The organism is Paucilactobacillus nenjiangensis (assembly GCF_005405445.1).
Lineage (GTDB): Bacteria > Bacillota > Bacilli > Lactobacillales > Lactobacillaceae > Paucilactobacillus > Paucilactobacillus nenjiangensis.
Genome location: NZ_BJEB01000052.1, coordinates 1 through 15,717, shown reverse-complemented (window position 1 = coordinate 15,717; position 15,717 = coordinate 1). Strand labels below are relative to the sequence as shown.

Sequence of the window (15,717 nt, the reverse complement as noted above, 5' to 3'; positions counted from 1 at the left end):
GCCGTATACGGAACCGTACGTACGGTGGTGTGAGAGGTCGGTAGCTGAACTAATCAACTGCCTCCTACTCGATTGGGTTACTTTCGTTTCTTATAAATTACTACTCCGGCAAGACTGATAATAGTAATCGTACTGATTACGATGCCAGTCATCAAATAAGGAGAGCGGTAGTAGAATACAACTTTATGGTGACCTTTTGTGATGTCAGCGGCCATAAATGTTTTGATAACTTTGGTGGTTTTAACTTTTTTACCATCAATTTTGATATGCCAGCCCTTTGAATACGGAATCGTGGTCATCAAAACTTGATTCTTTTTCTTGATGTCGATATTTCCCGTAATCTTGGTGTTGGAATGACTCGTAATCTTTAAATCTTGTGATTTGAGTGATTGATTCAATTGCTTGAAGTAAGTTTGATTCAGGCGATATAAACTGACGTTTTGTAACCAGATACTTTGTTTAGCCAGCTTAATCGTAAACGTGATTGGTTTATCTTTTTGTTGAGATGCAACGTTAATCACGATGGTGTGCCGATAGGTGGGATACTGTTTCAATTCCTTCCCATTCAAATAAAAGGTTGCTGAGTCGGAGTCAAGAGCGGAACCTAGCGTTAGGTAGTACGAATCGTTTGTTTTGGGCGTGAATTTTAATTTCACTTCAGCCGGTTCAAGGACTTGTTTGCGAGTCAGCATGGAACCAGTAATTTGAGTAACGGTTGGTAAATTGACGAACGTCACATTATCAAAGTTCTGAACATCAAATAATAAAGTGGCCGACTTATCTCCAGACAAAACTTTATAGAGTTCAGATTGATACATGATTGGATCTTTAGTCTTCAACACTAAGCTCTTAATTGCTTTTGAAGCACCAAAGGCAATCGATAGCGCGGATTTATTTTTATAAGTTTTGGTTAGAGTATCACTGGAAACTTCTTTTTGTCGATTTAAGTCGGGTTTGTTAGAGACCTCAGGTAATGAACTGACAGTTTTAGTCTTCCCTGACAGATTAGTGACTGTCTTTGAGGTCATAAAGTACTGCATCGACAATAATGAATCTGTAACTTGAGTCCCATTAGTATACGTGACAAAGCCATCACCGTCAGGTTGACCAATCGAGCCCATAAATGCAGGAATTGATGGCTCCAATGTAGAACCAAAGTGCGAACCACTGTTATAATCACCTTGCATCGGATCGTCCTTGGTTCTGAGGAAGGTTTGACCTACTCGATAGAAGCCAGAATCAATTGATTTCAATTTTGAAGAGGTTTTATCAAGCTGCTTAGTGTAATTACCAAATTCCGATTGGCTGACATAACTAATATTATTCAGTGAAGTGAACGCATTAGTTGCTGATTCACCGAAGACAACCATCATAAATAATAGTTCATGTAAAAGTGGTGAGCCAGAACTCGGGACAATCATCCAAATTAATGAAATTGCACTAATCGCGACACTAAATGATAGCTCAACGTTGTTAATATATGTGATTTTATCTAAGTAATGGAATAAGAATGCATAGATGATAACAAGGAAAACTGTGACAATAATCAGACTATATGGTGACGGTTTAAAATCTTCATTTAATTGCTTAGCAGCTAAGTAAAGCATCCAAAATGAAAATAGGAATGAAAAACGGTAGGGATACCAAACTGGAAACTGTCCTGCGTGCCATAATAAATCTAATGGTTGCAGGAAGAACGAGCAAATAAAGAATATTGAGATTAATCCGGCCACAATTCGAGTTTTACGTGACCATCTTGAGTCAAAGATGAAGAGTAAAAAGGAAATGGTCAGTAACATACCAATAAAAATATTTGGCTGACCATCAGGCATTTGATCAAAGTTAAAGGATCCGGGAATTAATTTGGCCACCATGTTAAATGGAAAGTATTCAGTGCTCCATTTAATCGCGGTTTCGGTGTAGGTCCCTTTACTTTGAGACAGAGAGAAACCGACTGGTATTAAGAATGCAGCTGCAACCAAGACTGATGTTAAGCCGCTGATAGCATATCTAACGAAACTACGGATACTTTGTTTCAAATGTTGGTTTGATTCAAATAAGTGAAAAATCGTGAAGAGTACCGTAAAAATGGCCACCATCCATGCCATATAATAGTTATCAATCAGCAAGACCGTAAACCAAATGATGAAGGTCCATGGTTTCTGAGTATCCAATAATTTAATTAAGCCGTAAATGACTAATGGTAGCAAAATTAGTACGTCCAACCAAATCACGTTTAGCTGGTTGGCAATCATCCATCCCATCAAGGCGTACGATGTGGCAAAGGCGATCACTCGCCAGCTGGTTTGTAGCTTGAGCTTCATTAACATCCAAGCAAAGCTTAAACCGGACAATCCGTATTTCAGTAACGTAAGAATTAAAATGCCGCTAGAGAGTAGCTTGCCTGGAAAAAGCAAGATGATGACGTTTAATGGGCTCATCAGGTAGTAGGCAAAAATTCCAAGGGTATCGCCACCCAAGTCCTTTGCGAATGAATAGAAAAATGTCGAGGGATGGCTTAAAATGGTTGAGCGATAGTAAGAAAAGAAGTCAACATATTGTTGACCTAAATCGACGGTTAGAATCGTGCTAGAACCAAATGGTGCCATTCCCCGAAAGATAAAATAACCTGTCATTAATGCGAACGGAAATAAAAAACTTAAGATTAATAATAGCTTAGTAGTTGGTTTTGTAAAGCGAATACTTAATTTCAATATAATTTCCTCAATCTCATCTGTTGTGAATTATTAAATTTGCATAATAACACTGTTTTATATGCACAAGTTAATATAGAATAGAATATCATACGTTGCTCAATAAAATGACACGCAAACGGCATAATTTGTTAAAATAAGATTAATATGTCTGTCTGAAGGAGTATTAAACAAGTTGAAATTTTCAAAAAGAATCCGAAATATGTTTGGCAACACTAAAAAAAGACGTTCTTCGCAATCTGAAATTCCGTTCCGCCTGAATTTCTTAATGTGGACAGCGGGAATATTGCTTTTGATTTTGGCGGCCAGACTATTTTATATGCAAGTACTAAATGGTGCAACCTACACAGCAGAGGTTAATCGATCAGAAGTTTCCACCCAAACAGGAAGCGTGCAACGTGGGGCCATTTATGATTCAACTGGTAAGGTACTAGTTGGAAATGAAGCCCATCAAGCCATCACCTACACAAAAGGTGAAGATGACACGTCCACTGAGATTTATAAAACAGCTAAGACTCTCAGTAAGTATGTTTCAGTTTCAAAAACTAAATTAACGAAACGAAACAAGGCTGACTACTTGTTAGCTGACACGAAAAAATATAAGGAAATTACTGCTAAAATGTCAGGCACGTCTGGCTTAAGCGATGATGCTTTATACACTAAAGCCCTCAAGTATTTGTACTCTCATCCAGATGATTTTACATTAACTAATAAGCAAAAAAATGGAGCCATGATTTATGCTGACATGTCTGGTGCTTACTCATTATCAACGACTTACATCAAAGAAACTGGAGTAACCAGTACTGAAATTGCCCAAGTTGGTGAACACTTGAGTGAAATGTCAGGTGTGGCCATCGGGACTAGTTGGACGCGTAACTATCCTCAAGGGGATGCGATTCAATCATTGACTGGGACTGTTTCGACTCAAAAATCAGGATTGCCTAGTGATAAGGTCAATACACTCTTATCAGAAGGCTATTCTCGGAATGATAGTGTTGGTCAAAGTTATTTAGAATCTGAATATCAAGCTACGTTAGCTGGCTCTAAATCTCAAACTGAAGTTTCAAGCAGCGGTTCGGGGACAAGTTCTATTACCAAAGCTGTAGAGAAATATTCTGGTAAAAAAGGTGATAACTTAGTCTTAACTATCAATGCTAAGTTCCAAAATGAAGTTCAAGACATTGTTAAAACTGTTTACCAAACTGGTGCCATTAGTGATTCAACCGGTGCCTATGCGGTTGTTATGAACCCAAATACCGGGGCAATCTATGCTATGGCAGGGGTCGACCGAGATGTTGATACTGGTAAAATCACAGATGATCAAATTGGTTCCATCAATCATCCAATTACAATGGGGTCCGTTGTTAAGGGAGCTACTGTACTGGGTGCCATGATGGATGGGGTCATCTCACCAACCAATGATACTTTGACTGATCAGCCAATTAAGTTAGCCGGGACTGCCTCGAAGGCATCTTGGTTTAATAAATCTGGTTCAGCCAATATCACCTTGGATGCCTCAGACGCCCTTGAAGTTTCTTCTAACTCCTACATGATGCAACTTGCCATGAAAGAAGGAGGTTTCACTTATTCTTCTGGTGCTGGATTGGATATGCCAACAAGTATCTTCAGTAAATTGCGCGGTTACTTCAATCAATTCGGATTAGGTGTGAAGACCGGGATTGATTTGCCAGGTGAATCGGCCGGTTATACTGGGGTTGCCAGCCAGGCTGAAATTGGGAAGGCATTGGATTTGTCTTATGGTAACTACGATGCCTATACGGTTATGCAAATTGCACAATATGCTTCAACGATTGCCAATGGTGGCTATCGGATGAAGCCATACGTCGTCCAACAAATTCGTGGTACTAAGTCAAATGGGTCATTAGGTAAGGTTGAATCAACAACTCAACCAACTATTTTGGGCTCAATCAATGCGACGGCTGCCGAATGGAAAGTAGTTAAACAAGGAATGTACCAAGTGGTCCATGGTACGAACACTTATAAGACTGGTGGGGCGCTCTCAAGTATTTCACCATCGGTTGCTGCTAAGACAGGGACTGCCGAAACATTTTATGGCACGGCTGAGACCGAAACACTTAGTTTAATCTCGTACGCACCATATGATGATCCACAGGTAGTCGTGGCATTAGCCATCCCTGGACTAGGAACTTCTGGGGCATCAATTAATACCACAATGGCTAAACAAATTTACGAAGCTTACTGGAAAGATGTTCAATCTGACAGTGATTACAAGTAAATTATCACGAAATACTAGTCAAAGCCTTTTTAAAATGGTATAGTATCATAGTTAGGGTTTACCCAATTAATCAAAGAAAAAGTTTGGAGGTTTCCGACATGCGTGTTCATATTACACTAGAATGTACTGATTGCCACGAACGTAATTACTTATCAAGTAAGAATCGTCGTAACAATCCCGACCGTGTTGAATTTAAAAAATATTGCCCACGGGAACGTAAAGTTACATTACATCGCGAAACAAAATAATATTATTTATTCGGGATAAAATTTCGAGTCGTCGGCTAAAGCCGCGGCTCTTTTTTTTAATATTTTTGGTATTAAGAGGTGCGAAAATGGCTTCAAAAACAGAGATACGAGAAAAATATATCGGGCGAATGATGAAATTCACCGCACCGGACAGAACTGTTAATCAAGAAAAATTATATCAACAATTATTTCGCAGCTCTGAGTGGCAAAATGCGGCAACCATTGGGGTAACTCTGAGTTCACCAATGGAAGTCGATACAGCGCCAATTATTAAACAAGCTCAAAAAGAGGGGAAGATTGTTGGCATCCCAAGAACTTTACCACAGCGACAAATGGAATTTGTTAAATTGACTGCTGACTTACAATTTATTTCTAAATTTCACATTGATGAACCAGTTGACGGTCAAGTGATTTCAAAGTCAACGATTGACTTGATGATTGTTCCTGGTGTGGCGTTTGCCAATAATGGTTATCGCCTGGGATTTGGCGGTGGATATTATGATCGCTATCTTGCAGAGTTCGAAAATGATACAATCTCTTTATGCTTAAACGTGCAACAAATTTCAGATGATCAAATCCATGAATTAATTGATCCGTTTGATATTAAAATCAAAAAAATTTTTAGAACTTAGGAGGACATAATGATTAGAGACTTAAGAAATCAACCATTTGTGACGTATACCATCGTTGCAATTAACATCGTCGTCTTCTTGCTCATGACCATTTTAGGTGGTTCAACTAACACACAGATATTACTAGAGTTTGGTGCAAAATATTCTCCATACATTCAGCAAGGAGAATGGTGGCGGTTATTTACTCCCATGTTTATTCATATAGGCCTCATGCATTTAGTGGTTAATATGGTGACCGTATTTTACCTTGGTCGAATGGTTGAATCTTTATTTGGACATTTGCGGTATACGATTGTCTACCTAGTTTCTGGGATTGTGGGAAACATTGCCAGTTTCGTCTTTTTACCAGCCAATATCTCTGCGGGTGCTAGTACGGCTATTTTTGGCCTATTTGGGGCCTTTATGATGTTAGGCGAATCATTTAGGAACAATCCTTATATTCGCTTAATGGCACGTCAATTTATGATTTTTATCGTCATGAACTTGGTTTTTGATATCTTTTTGTCCGGGGTCGATATCTATGGTCATATTGGAGGGCTTTTAGGTGGATTTTTAATTGCTTATGTTGTGGGAGCACCAAATCTTGGTAAAAATGACTTGATAAAGCGCTTTCTTAGTGGCATTATATTATGTATAGCAATTGTTTTCTTTCTTCAGCTCGGAATGCGAGGATTTTAGTTTTGGATCGTGAAATGAATACGTTGTATGACGTTCAACAACTACTCAAACAGTTCGGGGTGTACGTCTATGTTGGTAAGAGAATGTGGGACATTGAATTAATTGCCTTAGAATTGGATAATCTTTATAAATCTGGCGTAGTTGAAAAAGATTTATATTTAAGAGCTAAGATTGTGTTACGGCATGAACATCGAATTGAAGAAGACAGCGAGAAGCATAAATAAACGGCATTAGGGAGATTTAGACATGAACAAAAAGTTAATCGGCGTTGATTTAGGTGGCACTACTATTAAGTTTGCAATTTTGACTGACACTGGTGAAGTTCAACAAAAATGGTCACTAAGAACTAATATTTTAGATGATGGTAGACACATTGTGCCAGATATCGTTGAATCAATTAACCATCACATTGATATATATGGAATGACTAAAGATCAATTCATCGGTATCGGAATGGGGACACCTGGGACTGTTAATTTTGCTAACGGGACTGTTAAAGGGGCCTTTAATTTAAATTGGCGTGAAAGCCAACCAGTACAAGAATTAATTGAAGAAGGTACTGGTTTAAAATTTGTTGTTGATAATGACGCTAACGTTGCCGCTTTAGGTGAACGTTGGAAGGGTGCTGGTAACAACAGTACCGATGTTGTCTTTATTACTTTAGGAACTGGTGTTGGTGGTGGCGTCATTGCCAATAATCAACTGGTTCACGGTGCCGTGGGTGCTGGTGGTGAACTTGGACATATGAATGTACAACCAGGTGGTTATCTATGTACTTGTGGTAATCATGGCTGTTTGGAACGTTATGCTTCCGCAACTGGAATTGTACAATTAGCTCAAGATTTTGCTGAACAGTATGTTGGTAATAGCAAATTAAGTGCTATGATTAACGATGGTGAAGAAATTACTTCAAAGATTGTTTTTGATTTAGCCAAAGAAGATGACTATTTAGCTGTTAAAGTAGCTGAAAAAGTTGGATATTATTTGGGTATGGCATCTGCCAATGTTGCTAATATTTTGGATCCAGAATTCATCGTTATTGGTGGCGGCGTTTCAGCTGCTGGTGATTTCTTACTCGACTTTGTTAAGAATAGTTTCCAAGAATTTGCGTTCCCAACCGTCCGTGAATCAACTAAGCTTAAGCTAGCTGAATTAGGTAATGATGCTGGCGTGATTGGCGCCGCTTCATTAGCAAAGAAATTTATGTAATTTTTGGAGGAAAAAGAATTGGCTCTCGGATTGTCTAACATGAATATGCTCAATATCTTGATTATTGTATTAATCGCGGCTTGGGTAATTTACCGTGTCTATCAATATGCCATGCGTAAAAAGTATGCAAATATCATCACCGAAGAAGAATTCACGCAAGGGATGCGGAAAGCTCAAGTAATTGACTTACGAGAAAAAAATGATTTTGATCGTGGTCATATTATGGGTGCCCGTAATGTGCCTTTGACAGTGCTTAAGCAGCGCTACGTGGAAATTCGTAGTGATTTGCCGGTTTATCTATATGATCAAGGAATGATGCTCAGCACACGGGCGTCAAAATTACTTGGTAAAAAAGGATACAGCGACATTTCAATTTTAAAGAGCGGTTATGCACGTTGGACTGGTAAAACCAAAACTAAGAAATATTAACACAAAAAAATAACGAACGATTCATTAACTAATGAACTGTTCGTTATTTTTAATTGTTGTTTATAAATTATGTGCTGACCGATTTTTACGGTTAGCTGTTCTACGATTCTCGTCGAACTTAATTTCTTGATCTTCAATTGGTTTAACAACCTTCCGATGATAGGAAAACAAGCCACCAACGACGGCACCAAGTGTGGCAGCAGTTCCGACGATAACGCCTTTTGCAAATGATTTCATGATCACGCCTCCTCGTTTGATTATCTACATTATGCAAAAAAATGAGACAGATTACCAGTAAAGAGTATATTTTAGGAGAAAATAATGATAAATGTGGTGGCAATTGTTGGCCCGACAGCAGTTGGGAAAACTAAATTATCAATTCAAATGGCGAAACAATTAAACGGTGAAATCATTTCAGGTGATTCGATGCAAGTTTATCGGAAACTGGATATTGGAACTGCTAAAGTAATGCCAGCTGAAATGGACGGAATTGTCCATCATTTAATTAATATCAAAGATTTTGATGAACGGTTTTCGGTGGCAGAATTTAAACAATTAGCAGAACAGCTAATTGAAGATATTCACCAACGAGGCAAGTTACCAATCATTGTCGGGGGCACTGGCTTTTATTTGCAAGCTTTGACTGATAACTTAACGCTCGGTAATGACGATTATGACGAAACGTCAGATAAAATTCGAAAACAATTTCATGATCAATTAGCAGCGGATGGACCTGAGGCATTGTGGCAGCAATTATTTGAACTCGATGAAGCGGCTGCCAAGAAGATTCCACAAACTAACAGTCGGCGAGTTATTCGTGCATTGGAAGTTATTCAAAAAACTGGGCAACTTTTTTCGGATCAAGAAAGCAGTCGACCGAAGTACAATTTCAAATTGATTGGACTGGATACAGAGCGGTCCGTATTGTATCAGCGGATTAATCAACGCGTAGATCAAATGATTGCACAAGGCTTGTTGGATGAAGCAAAATGGCTCTATCAACAAGGTGGACGAGACTCACCGGCTTCCAAAGGAATTGGTTATCATGAATTATTCAATTATTTTGATAATCAGATTTCATTAGAAGTGGCAGTTGAAAATATCAAAAAAGATTCTAGACATTACGCTAAACGACAACTGACATGGTTCCGGAACAAAATGACAGTTAATTGGTTTAATTTGGTCAGTGGGCAGAATACGATAGAACAGGTTAACAACAGCATTTTAAAATGGTTAAAATAAATAAGTCGACAAAGATGTTAGAAAATGTAACATCTCTTGTTGACTTTTTATTTTTCTACTGGTATTCTAAGAAACATTAAGGGAAGGAGGGGACATTGTGAGTGAAAAAGAACTTCGTCGCTCGTTAGCGGTTCTTCCAATCGGGACAGTGATGAAATTGACAAGTTTAACTGCACGAAAGATTCGGTACTACGAATCCCAAGAGTTAATTAAGCCTGAAAGAAGCGATGGAAATCGTCGCTTGTACTCGCTTAATGACATCGATCGGTTACTTGAGATTAAAGATTATATTGATGAAGGCCTCAACATGGCTGGGATTCGAGAAATCTACACTCAAAAGCAACTTGAGAAGCAGCAAATCAAAGAGCAATTGACGAAGTCGTTAACAGATGATGACGTTCGAAAAATTCTTCGCGATGAGCTTCTTCGGGAAAGTGGTTTTGGTCAGATTAATCAGGCTTCAAATTCACAACCACCCTTACAGAAACCATTTTAATGTTGGGTATAAGAAAGGATAGGAGATATTTTATGGCAAAGCACGTGTTTACAGACGATGAAGTTCGTCAATTAGTTAAGGACGAGAATGTTCGTTTCTTACGTTTAATGTTTACTGATTTATTCGGAACAATCAAAAACGTTGAGGTTCCAACTAGTCAACTTGAGAAGTTACTTGATAACAAAATCATGTTCGATGGTTCATCAATTGATGGTTTCGTTCGAATTGAAGAAAGTGACATGTACTTGTACCCTGATATGTCAACATGGATGGTCTTTCCATGGGGCGCAGAACATGGTAAAGTCGCACGCGTAATCTGTGAAGTTTACAATGCTGATCGTGAACCATTCGCTGGTGATCCTCGTAATAACTTGATTCGTGTCGTAGAAGACATGAAGAAAGCCGGATTCACTGATTTTAACATTGGACCTGAACCAGAATTCTTCCTCTTCAAGATGGACGAAGATGGCAAGCCAACTACTAAGCTAAATGACCAAGGTAGCTATTTTGATATGGCACCAATGGATTTAGGTGAAAATTGTCGTCGCGATATCGTTCTTGAACTAGAAAACATGGGCTTTGAAATCGAAGCCGCTCACCATGAAGTTGCTCCTGGACAACATGAAGTTGATTTCAAATATGCTAATGCACTTGAAGCTGCCGACAACATCCAAACATTTAAGTTGGTTGTTAAGACAGTTGCTCGTAAGTATGGTTTGTTTGCAACCTTTATGCCAAAACCATTGCCATCAATTAATGGTTCAGGTATGCACATCAACATGTCACTCTTTAATGGTAGTGGTAATGCCTTCTTTGATGAAAGTGGTGATCTTCAACTTTCGAAGACTGCTTATAACTTTCTTGGCGGTTTGTTAAAACATGCTCGTAGCTTTACAGCCGTTACCAACCCAATTGTTAACTCATACAAACGTTTAGTTCCTGGATTTGAAGCACCAGTTTATGTTGCTTGGTCAGGTTCTAACCGTTCTCCACTAATCCGAGTACCAAACTCACGTGGAGTTTCAACTCGATTAGAATTACGTTCTGTTGATCCAGCAGCTAACCCATATCTTGCTATTGCAGCAGTTTTGGAAGCCGGCTTAGATGGTATTAAAAATGATATTACGCCAGAAGATAGTGTTGACCGTAACATCTATCGCATGGGCGAAGCTGAACGTGAAGACAATCATATCGATAGTTTACCAAGTACACTTCACAATGCCTTGAAGTATCTTTCTGACGATGAAGTCATCAAGAATGCTATGGGTCCACATCTTTACAATGGTTTTGTGGAAGCCAAGAATCTTGAATACGATGCATATCGTCAAGAAGTTTCCGATTGGGAACGTGAACAATATATGGAAAAATATTAATCATAGTCTCCGATTTGAAGGTGATTTTGCCATTTGGCAGGATTACCTTTTTTATTTTTTTCTTAAATAAAATAAACGACTTTAATAAATTCGCATAATTAGGTATGATTAGTGTAAATACATGTGTTAAGGAGAGTTTGAAATGACAGAAGAGAATAGTCAGGAAAACGTGATTGATGTAATTTCCGACCAAATTACAATTAAAATGCAATATCTACAAAATTTGCAGGCGGCGGTTAGTAATCACGATGATAAACTAGTTTATTCATTGTTAGACTCTCGTCGATACGCATCCGAAATTTTACATACCGAAAACGTTGAAAATGACGTCACGGTTGCAAGCTTAGTAGATAACCTATCTGACGAATTGAGCCATTATTTAAGTGCCAATATTATCAAATATTTGGGGCACCGCTATCCATTCTTCTATTATGAAGAATTTAAGCAAGGCCACTTCAGAGTGTACTTTGGTAATTGGTGGGATAGAAGAGAATTCGGTGAACTAGATGTCTTGAATGTTCGTTTCATTTTTGATGAAACAGAATATGAAAAGTTATCTACTTCTTTTGCCTTATCTAAAGAAAGTAAACGTTATAATACCGCCAAAATTGATCAAATTTCAGAAGAAAATGATCATTTACAGGACTTGATTGATAGTCAGGCGACCCGCGAAGCAAAAAAGAATGAAATTCAAGAAGAATTAAAAGAAGTGAACAACAAAAATGGAATGCCATGGGAATCTGGTAAGCAAAAAGAAGCCCGCCAAGAACTAATTGATCAATTAAGTGATTTAGAAGATCAAGATGATCAAGCCCGTGGAGCTAAGAAACAAATTAAAGATAATGAAGCCAAAGTCTTGGTCCTTTCAAAAGAAAATACCATCTTGAGCTATGAACAAAAGAGCATTATTGACACCTTTAAAAACTTCGAAACTTTTGAAGCTGCTAATCGGAGTCTTTATGCTGATTATCTTGCCTTTCTTTCAAGTGAAAAGCAGGTGACAGATCATGAGTAATGAAAAAATCACCACTCAAATGAATACCTTTACGGATACGCTTAAAGCTGGTCTAGATGCTGGTGAAACGTATGTTGACCTGATTAACCAATTAATTGAAACGGACGACGCAGAACAGCTCTTAGGGGCCGCAAATAAGCTCTCTGTCTACGAATTAAAGAACGATTTTGTGAAATACCCATTTCAATACCAGCCTCAAGATTACTATTTGGTACTGGCATCCCGACTGTTGCAATTTCATAATAATGAATCGCTGGAAACGTCAATTGATGATGCAGGGGCAGTGAGTGCGCGACTCAATCAATTAGGTAATTCAGCCAAATTTCAGTTTGTGATGGATAAAAGTAAAAATGGTGGGGCGCTGTTTACTGAAACGAAAACTAACGAAGCCTTATTTTATTTGAACTTACAAAAACGAATGATGCGATTTAATAACCGTTCACTCGTGAATTTATTTGTCGAAAAGTTGAGTGAAGTTACAACTATTATTCAAATTCAACAGGCAATTAATCCGCTAATGACCTTAGCACATTATCTACAAACTGACCTAGGATTTAGTGTAGATTTAGGTATTTTGGATACTAGCAATGCTGCCAAATATTATCTACTCAACAAACATATGGGGCTTGAAGTGATTGATAAGTTATTCGTTTCAACCGAAGGCACCGACTATATGTTGATGAATTTAACCAACGAGACGGGGATGAGCCTACAAATGGACTCAAATTCGAAGCTGACCTTGTCGTCAGGTAGAGAATCTTGGGCATTTTCTGTTTCTGATGAAAAAGAAGCCGTATCGTTCTTTGATATTTTGATTAGATTCAAGTTAATCCGAACTTGGTTTATGGATAATCGGGCATCATTGGAAATTAAGTCTGATCCAATGATTTTTAAAGAATAAAAGAGGAACCAAATATATGTTAGACATTACAGATTTATTGCACAGCTCAATTGAGTTGGATCACCAAATTTCGTACGATCGCCAAATTGCAATGAAACCAGAAAAAAGTTTAGAAAATGTTTATGTTGCCTTAGACGTTGAGTTGGCCGAAATTGCCAATACAGCAGAATGGTTTAAAGTTTGGAAAACCCATAAAGGCAAAGCTGATGAGGGTAAAACCAAACGTGAAACTTTGCTGGGTGAATATGTTGATGCAATGGACTTTTTCTTACTTGCAAGTGCTAAACATCAATGGACTCATTTAATTGTGTTGGACAGAGACGGCATTGAAAAAATCAAAGCTGCGAAAGCAGCACCACAAGATTTAAACAAAGAGTATTTGGCTATTAAACACATGTTAAATTCGGCTTATTTTGAGCATCGACAAGACGATTTTAAACATGCCTGGAGATTGTTCTTAAAACTAGGTCTGGTTGAATTTGGCTACTCAGAAAACGAAATTATGACGGCCTTTAAAAACAAGAATGTCATTAACCAACAACGTCAACAAAATGATTATTAAATTAAAAAGGACTTGAAAACAATAATTGCTTTCAAGTCCTTTTAGATTAGGCTGCTTTACCATTTTGATCATTAGAAATCGTTTGATCTTCCTGGTTATTGAAATGTTTACCAGAAGATTGCTTTTTCTTTGGATTTCCAAAAAATGTTTGCCATAGCATTGAAAATAACAAAATCGAAACAATAATAATAAATGGTCCCATGGCGATTCCTCCCTTAAACACAGATTTAACTGGTGCTTATATTACATTATCGTTTCATTTTTAACATAATGCAATATAATCCAGAAGAACCTAGGCAATCTTAAACTTTTAATATACAACTTAACTTTTATTTAATAATTTTGACTAAAAAGTCGTTGAAATTCTTTAGTTTTAAGCATAAACTGGCAAAAAGTATAAGAGGTGTAGTTAATTGGAAAAAATGCGGAGGCAAGAGCGTCAAATAGATTTAGCACGCATTAAAGACGTAGTTGAATCGAATCATATTTTAAGATTAGGAATGTTGTCTGAAGACTATCCATATGTCGTTCCAGTTAATTACGGTTACGAATGGCTCGATGATCAACTTGTCATTTACATTCATGGAGCACGACAAGGAAAGAAAATCTCCAGTATTAAAGCCAATCCAAAAGTATGTATCGAAATGGATCATGATAGTGAGATGATTAGCGGGGGTTCAATTGCCCCTGACTATTCAACCGCGTTTTCGAGTGTGATTGGATTTGGACTCGCTGAAATTGTGACTGATTTAGAAGTGAAAAAGCATGCTTTAGATTTATTGATGAGACATGAAACAGGCAAAGGATTAAGTAACTATGATTTAATTCCAGATCAAAAGGTTAACGCGACCGCTATCATCAAAATTAGTATCGAAAAAATAACAGTTAAAGCACATCAACTGCCAAAAAAAGACAACCAAGACGAATAGTCGTGGTTGTCTTTTAGCTTTCACTTAAGCTTCTGTATAGAAGAAGTCGGTGAAGAAAATTTTATCATGCTTCAATTGGGTCATTAACTTAGTCACACTGGATGACATGTATCTTGGAGTATAAATCATGCCTTTTTGTAACCAATACTTAATTAATCCCAACTCAGCTGACACAATTAATGCCATTTGAATATCGGTAGGGACGTCAAGTTCGACGAAATCAGGTTCCAATTTTTCATAGAAGTGATTTATTTCTACACCAACCCGGTCGGATAGGCGATCGAAGAAAACAACATTTTCAGGATTGTTTAGGAGAACATCAAACGCATCTGCTTCATCCTCGATATATTTAAACGCGTGTTGCATTGAAAATACTTTAACGCCATTTTGATAGCTTTTTCCTGCTAAAGAGTAGACTTCAATCATGACGTTTTCAAAAAAATCGTCCAATATTCCATTCATAGCACGATCGATAAAGTCTTGCTTATCTTTATAGTGTAGGTAAAAAGTACCACGTGTAATAGACGCTGTTTCAGTGATTTTTTGAACACTAATATTTTCAATTTTATATTCTTTCATCAGATGCACTAGCGCTTGTTTTAAATTGTTACGGGTTTTGACAACTCTAGGATCTGTACGACTATTCTCCATAATAATCCTCCTCGATATATTTTTTTAATTTGTTAATGTTCAGTAATATGAGTTTAATTGATTATATAACGATGTAAGCGCTTAGTCAAACCCCCTAATAAGACAAATGTGCAAAAAACATTCATAACTTTAATGTCATATGGCATTGACAAGGGGCGTGAAAATTCTTATAATTATTCAAGTCTGGAGCGGTAGCTCAGCTGGATAGAGCATTCGCCTTCTAAGCGAACGGTCGTGAGTTCGAACCTCACTCGCTTCATTATTATAAAAAGCACACTTAACATTTTCAAAATGTTTAAGTGTGCTTTTTGGGTGCGCCCGGCATGGGCGCCAACTAGGTGGTGAAAGTCCACTGTGGGCCGTAGTAGTCGGAACCACTAG

At 37.8% G+C, this 15,717-nt stretch carries 18 protein-coding genes and 1 tRNA gene; 15 read left to right on the top strand and 4 right to left on the bottom strand.

Features of this window, described 5'->3' with window-relative positions; all coding sequences use genetic code 11:
- Positions 1-77 precede the first annotated feature (77 nt).
- Complete coding sequence (locus tag FFM59_RS07745) at positions 78-2,714, bottom strand: YfhO family protein (protein ID WP_225420330.1); 2,637 nt, start codon at positions 2,712-2,714, stop codon at positions 78-80.
- 175 nt (positions 2,715-2,889) lie between these two features.
- On the opposite strand from FFM59_RS07745, the gene FFM59_RS07740 reads away from it, so the two are divergent.
- From FFM59_RS07740 to FFM59_RS07710, 7 genes are all read left to right on the top strand, one after another.
- Positions 2,890-4,971 (top strand): peptidoglycan D,D-transpeptidase FtsI family protein, encoded by a 2,082-nt coding sequence (locus tag FFM59_RS07740; RefSeq protein ID WP_371858090.1) that lies wholly within the window; start codon positions 2,890-2,892, stop codon positions 4,969-4,971.
- 98 nt (positions 4,972-5,069) lie between these two features.
- Positions 5,070-5,219: a 50S ribosomal protein L33 gene (gene rpmG / locus FFM59_RS07735; protein WP_057889501.1), complete on the top strand. Its 150-nt coding sequence runs from the start codon at positions 5,070-5,072 to the stop codon at positions 5,217-5,219.
- Between the two features lie 86 nt (positions 5,220-5,305).
- The gene (locus FFM59_RS07730) at positions 5,306-5,851 is read left to right on the top strand and encodes a 5-formyltetrahydrofolate cyclo-ligase (RefSeq protein ID WP_137602464.1); all 546 of its coding nucleotides are present in this window, start codon (positions 5,306-5,308) and stop codon (positions 5,849-5,851) included.
- Positions 5,852-5,860: 9 nt separating this feature from the next.
- The gene (locus FFM59_RS07725) at positions 5,861-6,529 is read left to right on the top strand and encodes a rhomboid family intramembrane serine protease (protein WP_137602463.1); all 669 of its coding nucleotides are present in this window, start codon (positions 5,861-5,863) and stop codon (positions 6,527-6,529) included.
- A 14-nt stretch (positions 6,530-6,543) separates the two neighbouring features.
- Complete coding sequence (locus FFM59_RS07720; RefSeq protein ID WP_137602466.1) at positions 6,544-6,753, top strand: YqgQ family protein; 210 nt, start codon at positions 6,544-6,546, stop codon at positions 6,751-6,753.
- 22 nt (positions 6,754-6,775) lie between these two features.
- Entirely contained in the window at positions 6,776-7,738 is a 963-nt protein-coding gene (locus FFM59_RS07715; RefSeq protein ID WP_137602462.1) for an ROK family glucokinase, read from the top strand.
- 18 nt (positions 7,739-7,756) lie between these two features.
- Entirely contained in the window at positions 7,757-8,167 is a 411-nt protein-coding gene (locus FFM59_RS07710) for a rhodanese-like domain-containing protein (RefSeq protein WP_137602461.1), read from the top strand.
- Between the two features lie 60 nt (positions 8,168-8,227).
- Here FFM59_RS07710 and FFM59_RS07705 read toward each other — a convergent pair whose 3' ends face one another.
- Positions 8,228-8,404: a DUF3042 family protein gene (locus tag FFM59_RS07705; protein ID WP_137602460.1), complete on the bottom strand. Its 177-nt coding sequence runs from the start codon at positions 8,402-8,404 to the stop codon at positions 8,228-8,230.
- 84 nt (positions 8,405-8,488) lie between these two features.
- On the opposite strand from FFM59_RS07705, the gene miaA reads away from it, so the two are divergent.
- The 6 genes from miaA to FFM59_RS07675 all read left to right on the top strand — a co-directional run bounded on the left by miaA (position 8,489) and on the right by FFM59_RS07675 (position 13,756).
- A complete protein-coding gene (miaA, locus tag FFM59_RS07700) occupies positions 8,489-9,409 on the top strand; it encodes a tRNA (adenosine(37)-N6)-dimethylallyltransferase MiaA (protein WP_137602459.1) in 921 nt (306 codons plus the stop codon).
- Between the two features lie 97 nt (positions 9,410-9,506).
- Positions 9,507-9,905 (top strand): MerR family transcriptional regulator, encoded by a 399-nt coding sequence (locus tag FFM59_RS07695; RefSeq protein ID WP_137602458.1) that lies wholly within the window; start codon positions 9,507-9,509, stop codon positions 9,903-9,905.
- A gap of 32 nt (positions 9,906-9,937) precedes the next feature.
- Entirely contained in the window at positions 9,938-11,278 is a 1,341-nt protein-coding gene (gene glnA / locus FFM59_RS07690) for a type I glutamate--ammonia ligase (protein ID WP_137602457.1), read from the top strand.
- Positions 11,279-11,420: 142 nt separating this feature from the next.
- Positions 11,421-12,293, top strand: coding sequence for an exonuclease SbcC (locus FFM59_RS07685; protein WP_137602456.1), 873 nt, complete (start codon positions 11,421-11,423; stop codon positions 12,291-12,293).
- A complete protein-coding gene (locus FFM59_RS07680; protein WP_137602455.1) occupies positions 12,286-13,194 on the top strand; it encodes a hypothetical protein in 909 nt (302 codons plus the stop codon). Before FFM59_RS07685 ends, FFM59_RS07680 begins: the two co-directional genes overlap by 8 nt.
- Before the next feature lie 16 nt (positions 13,195-13,210).
- The gene (locus tag FFM59_RS07675) at positions 13,211-13,756 is read left to right on the top strand and encodes a dUTPase (RefSeq protein WP_137602454.1); all 546 of its coding nucleotides are present in this window, start codon (positions 13,211-13,213) and stop codon (positions 13,754-13,756) included.
- A gap of 46 nt (positions 13,757-13,802) precedes the next feature.
- Here FFM59_RS07675 and FFM59_RS10050 read toward each other — a convergent pair whose 3' ends face one another.
- Positions 13,803-13,958: a hypothetical protein gene (locus FFM59_RS10050; protein WP_170175963.1), complete on the bottom strand. Its 156-nt coding sequence runs from the start codon at positions 13,956-13,958 to the stop codon at positions 13,803-13,805.
- A gap of 220 nt (positions 13,959-14,178) precedes the next feature.
- Between FFM59_RS10050 and FFM59_RS07670 the strand changes: the two genes are divergently transcribed.
- Positions 14,179-14,685: a pyridoxamine 5'-phosphate oxidase family protein gene (locus tag FFM59_RS07670; protein WP_137602465.1), complete on the top strand. Its 507-nt coding sequence runs from the start codon at positions 14,179-14,181 to the stop codon at positions 14,683-14,685.
- A 24-nt stretch (positions 14,686-14,709) separates the two neighbouring features.
- On the opposite strand, the gene FFM59_RS07665 is transcribed toward FFM59_RS07670, so the two are convergent.
- On the bottom strand, positions 14,710-15,336 hold the full coding sequence (locus FFM59_RS07665; RefSeq protein ID WP_137602453.1) for a TetR/AcrR family transcriptional regulator: 627 nt from the start codon (positions 15,334-15,336) through the stop codon (positions 14,710-14,712).
- A gap of 185 nt (positions 15,337-15,521) precedes the next feature.
- Between FFM59_RS07665 and FFM59_RS07660 the strand changes: the two genes are divergently transcribed.
- Positions 15,522-15,595 (top strand) — tRNA-Arg (locus tag FFM59_RS07660).
- Positions 15,596-15,717 lie beyond the last annotated feature (122 nt).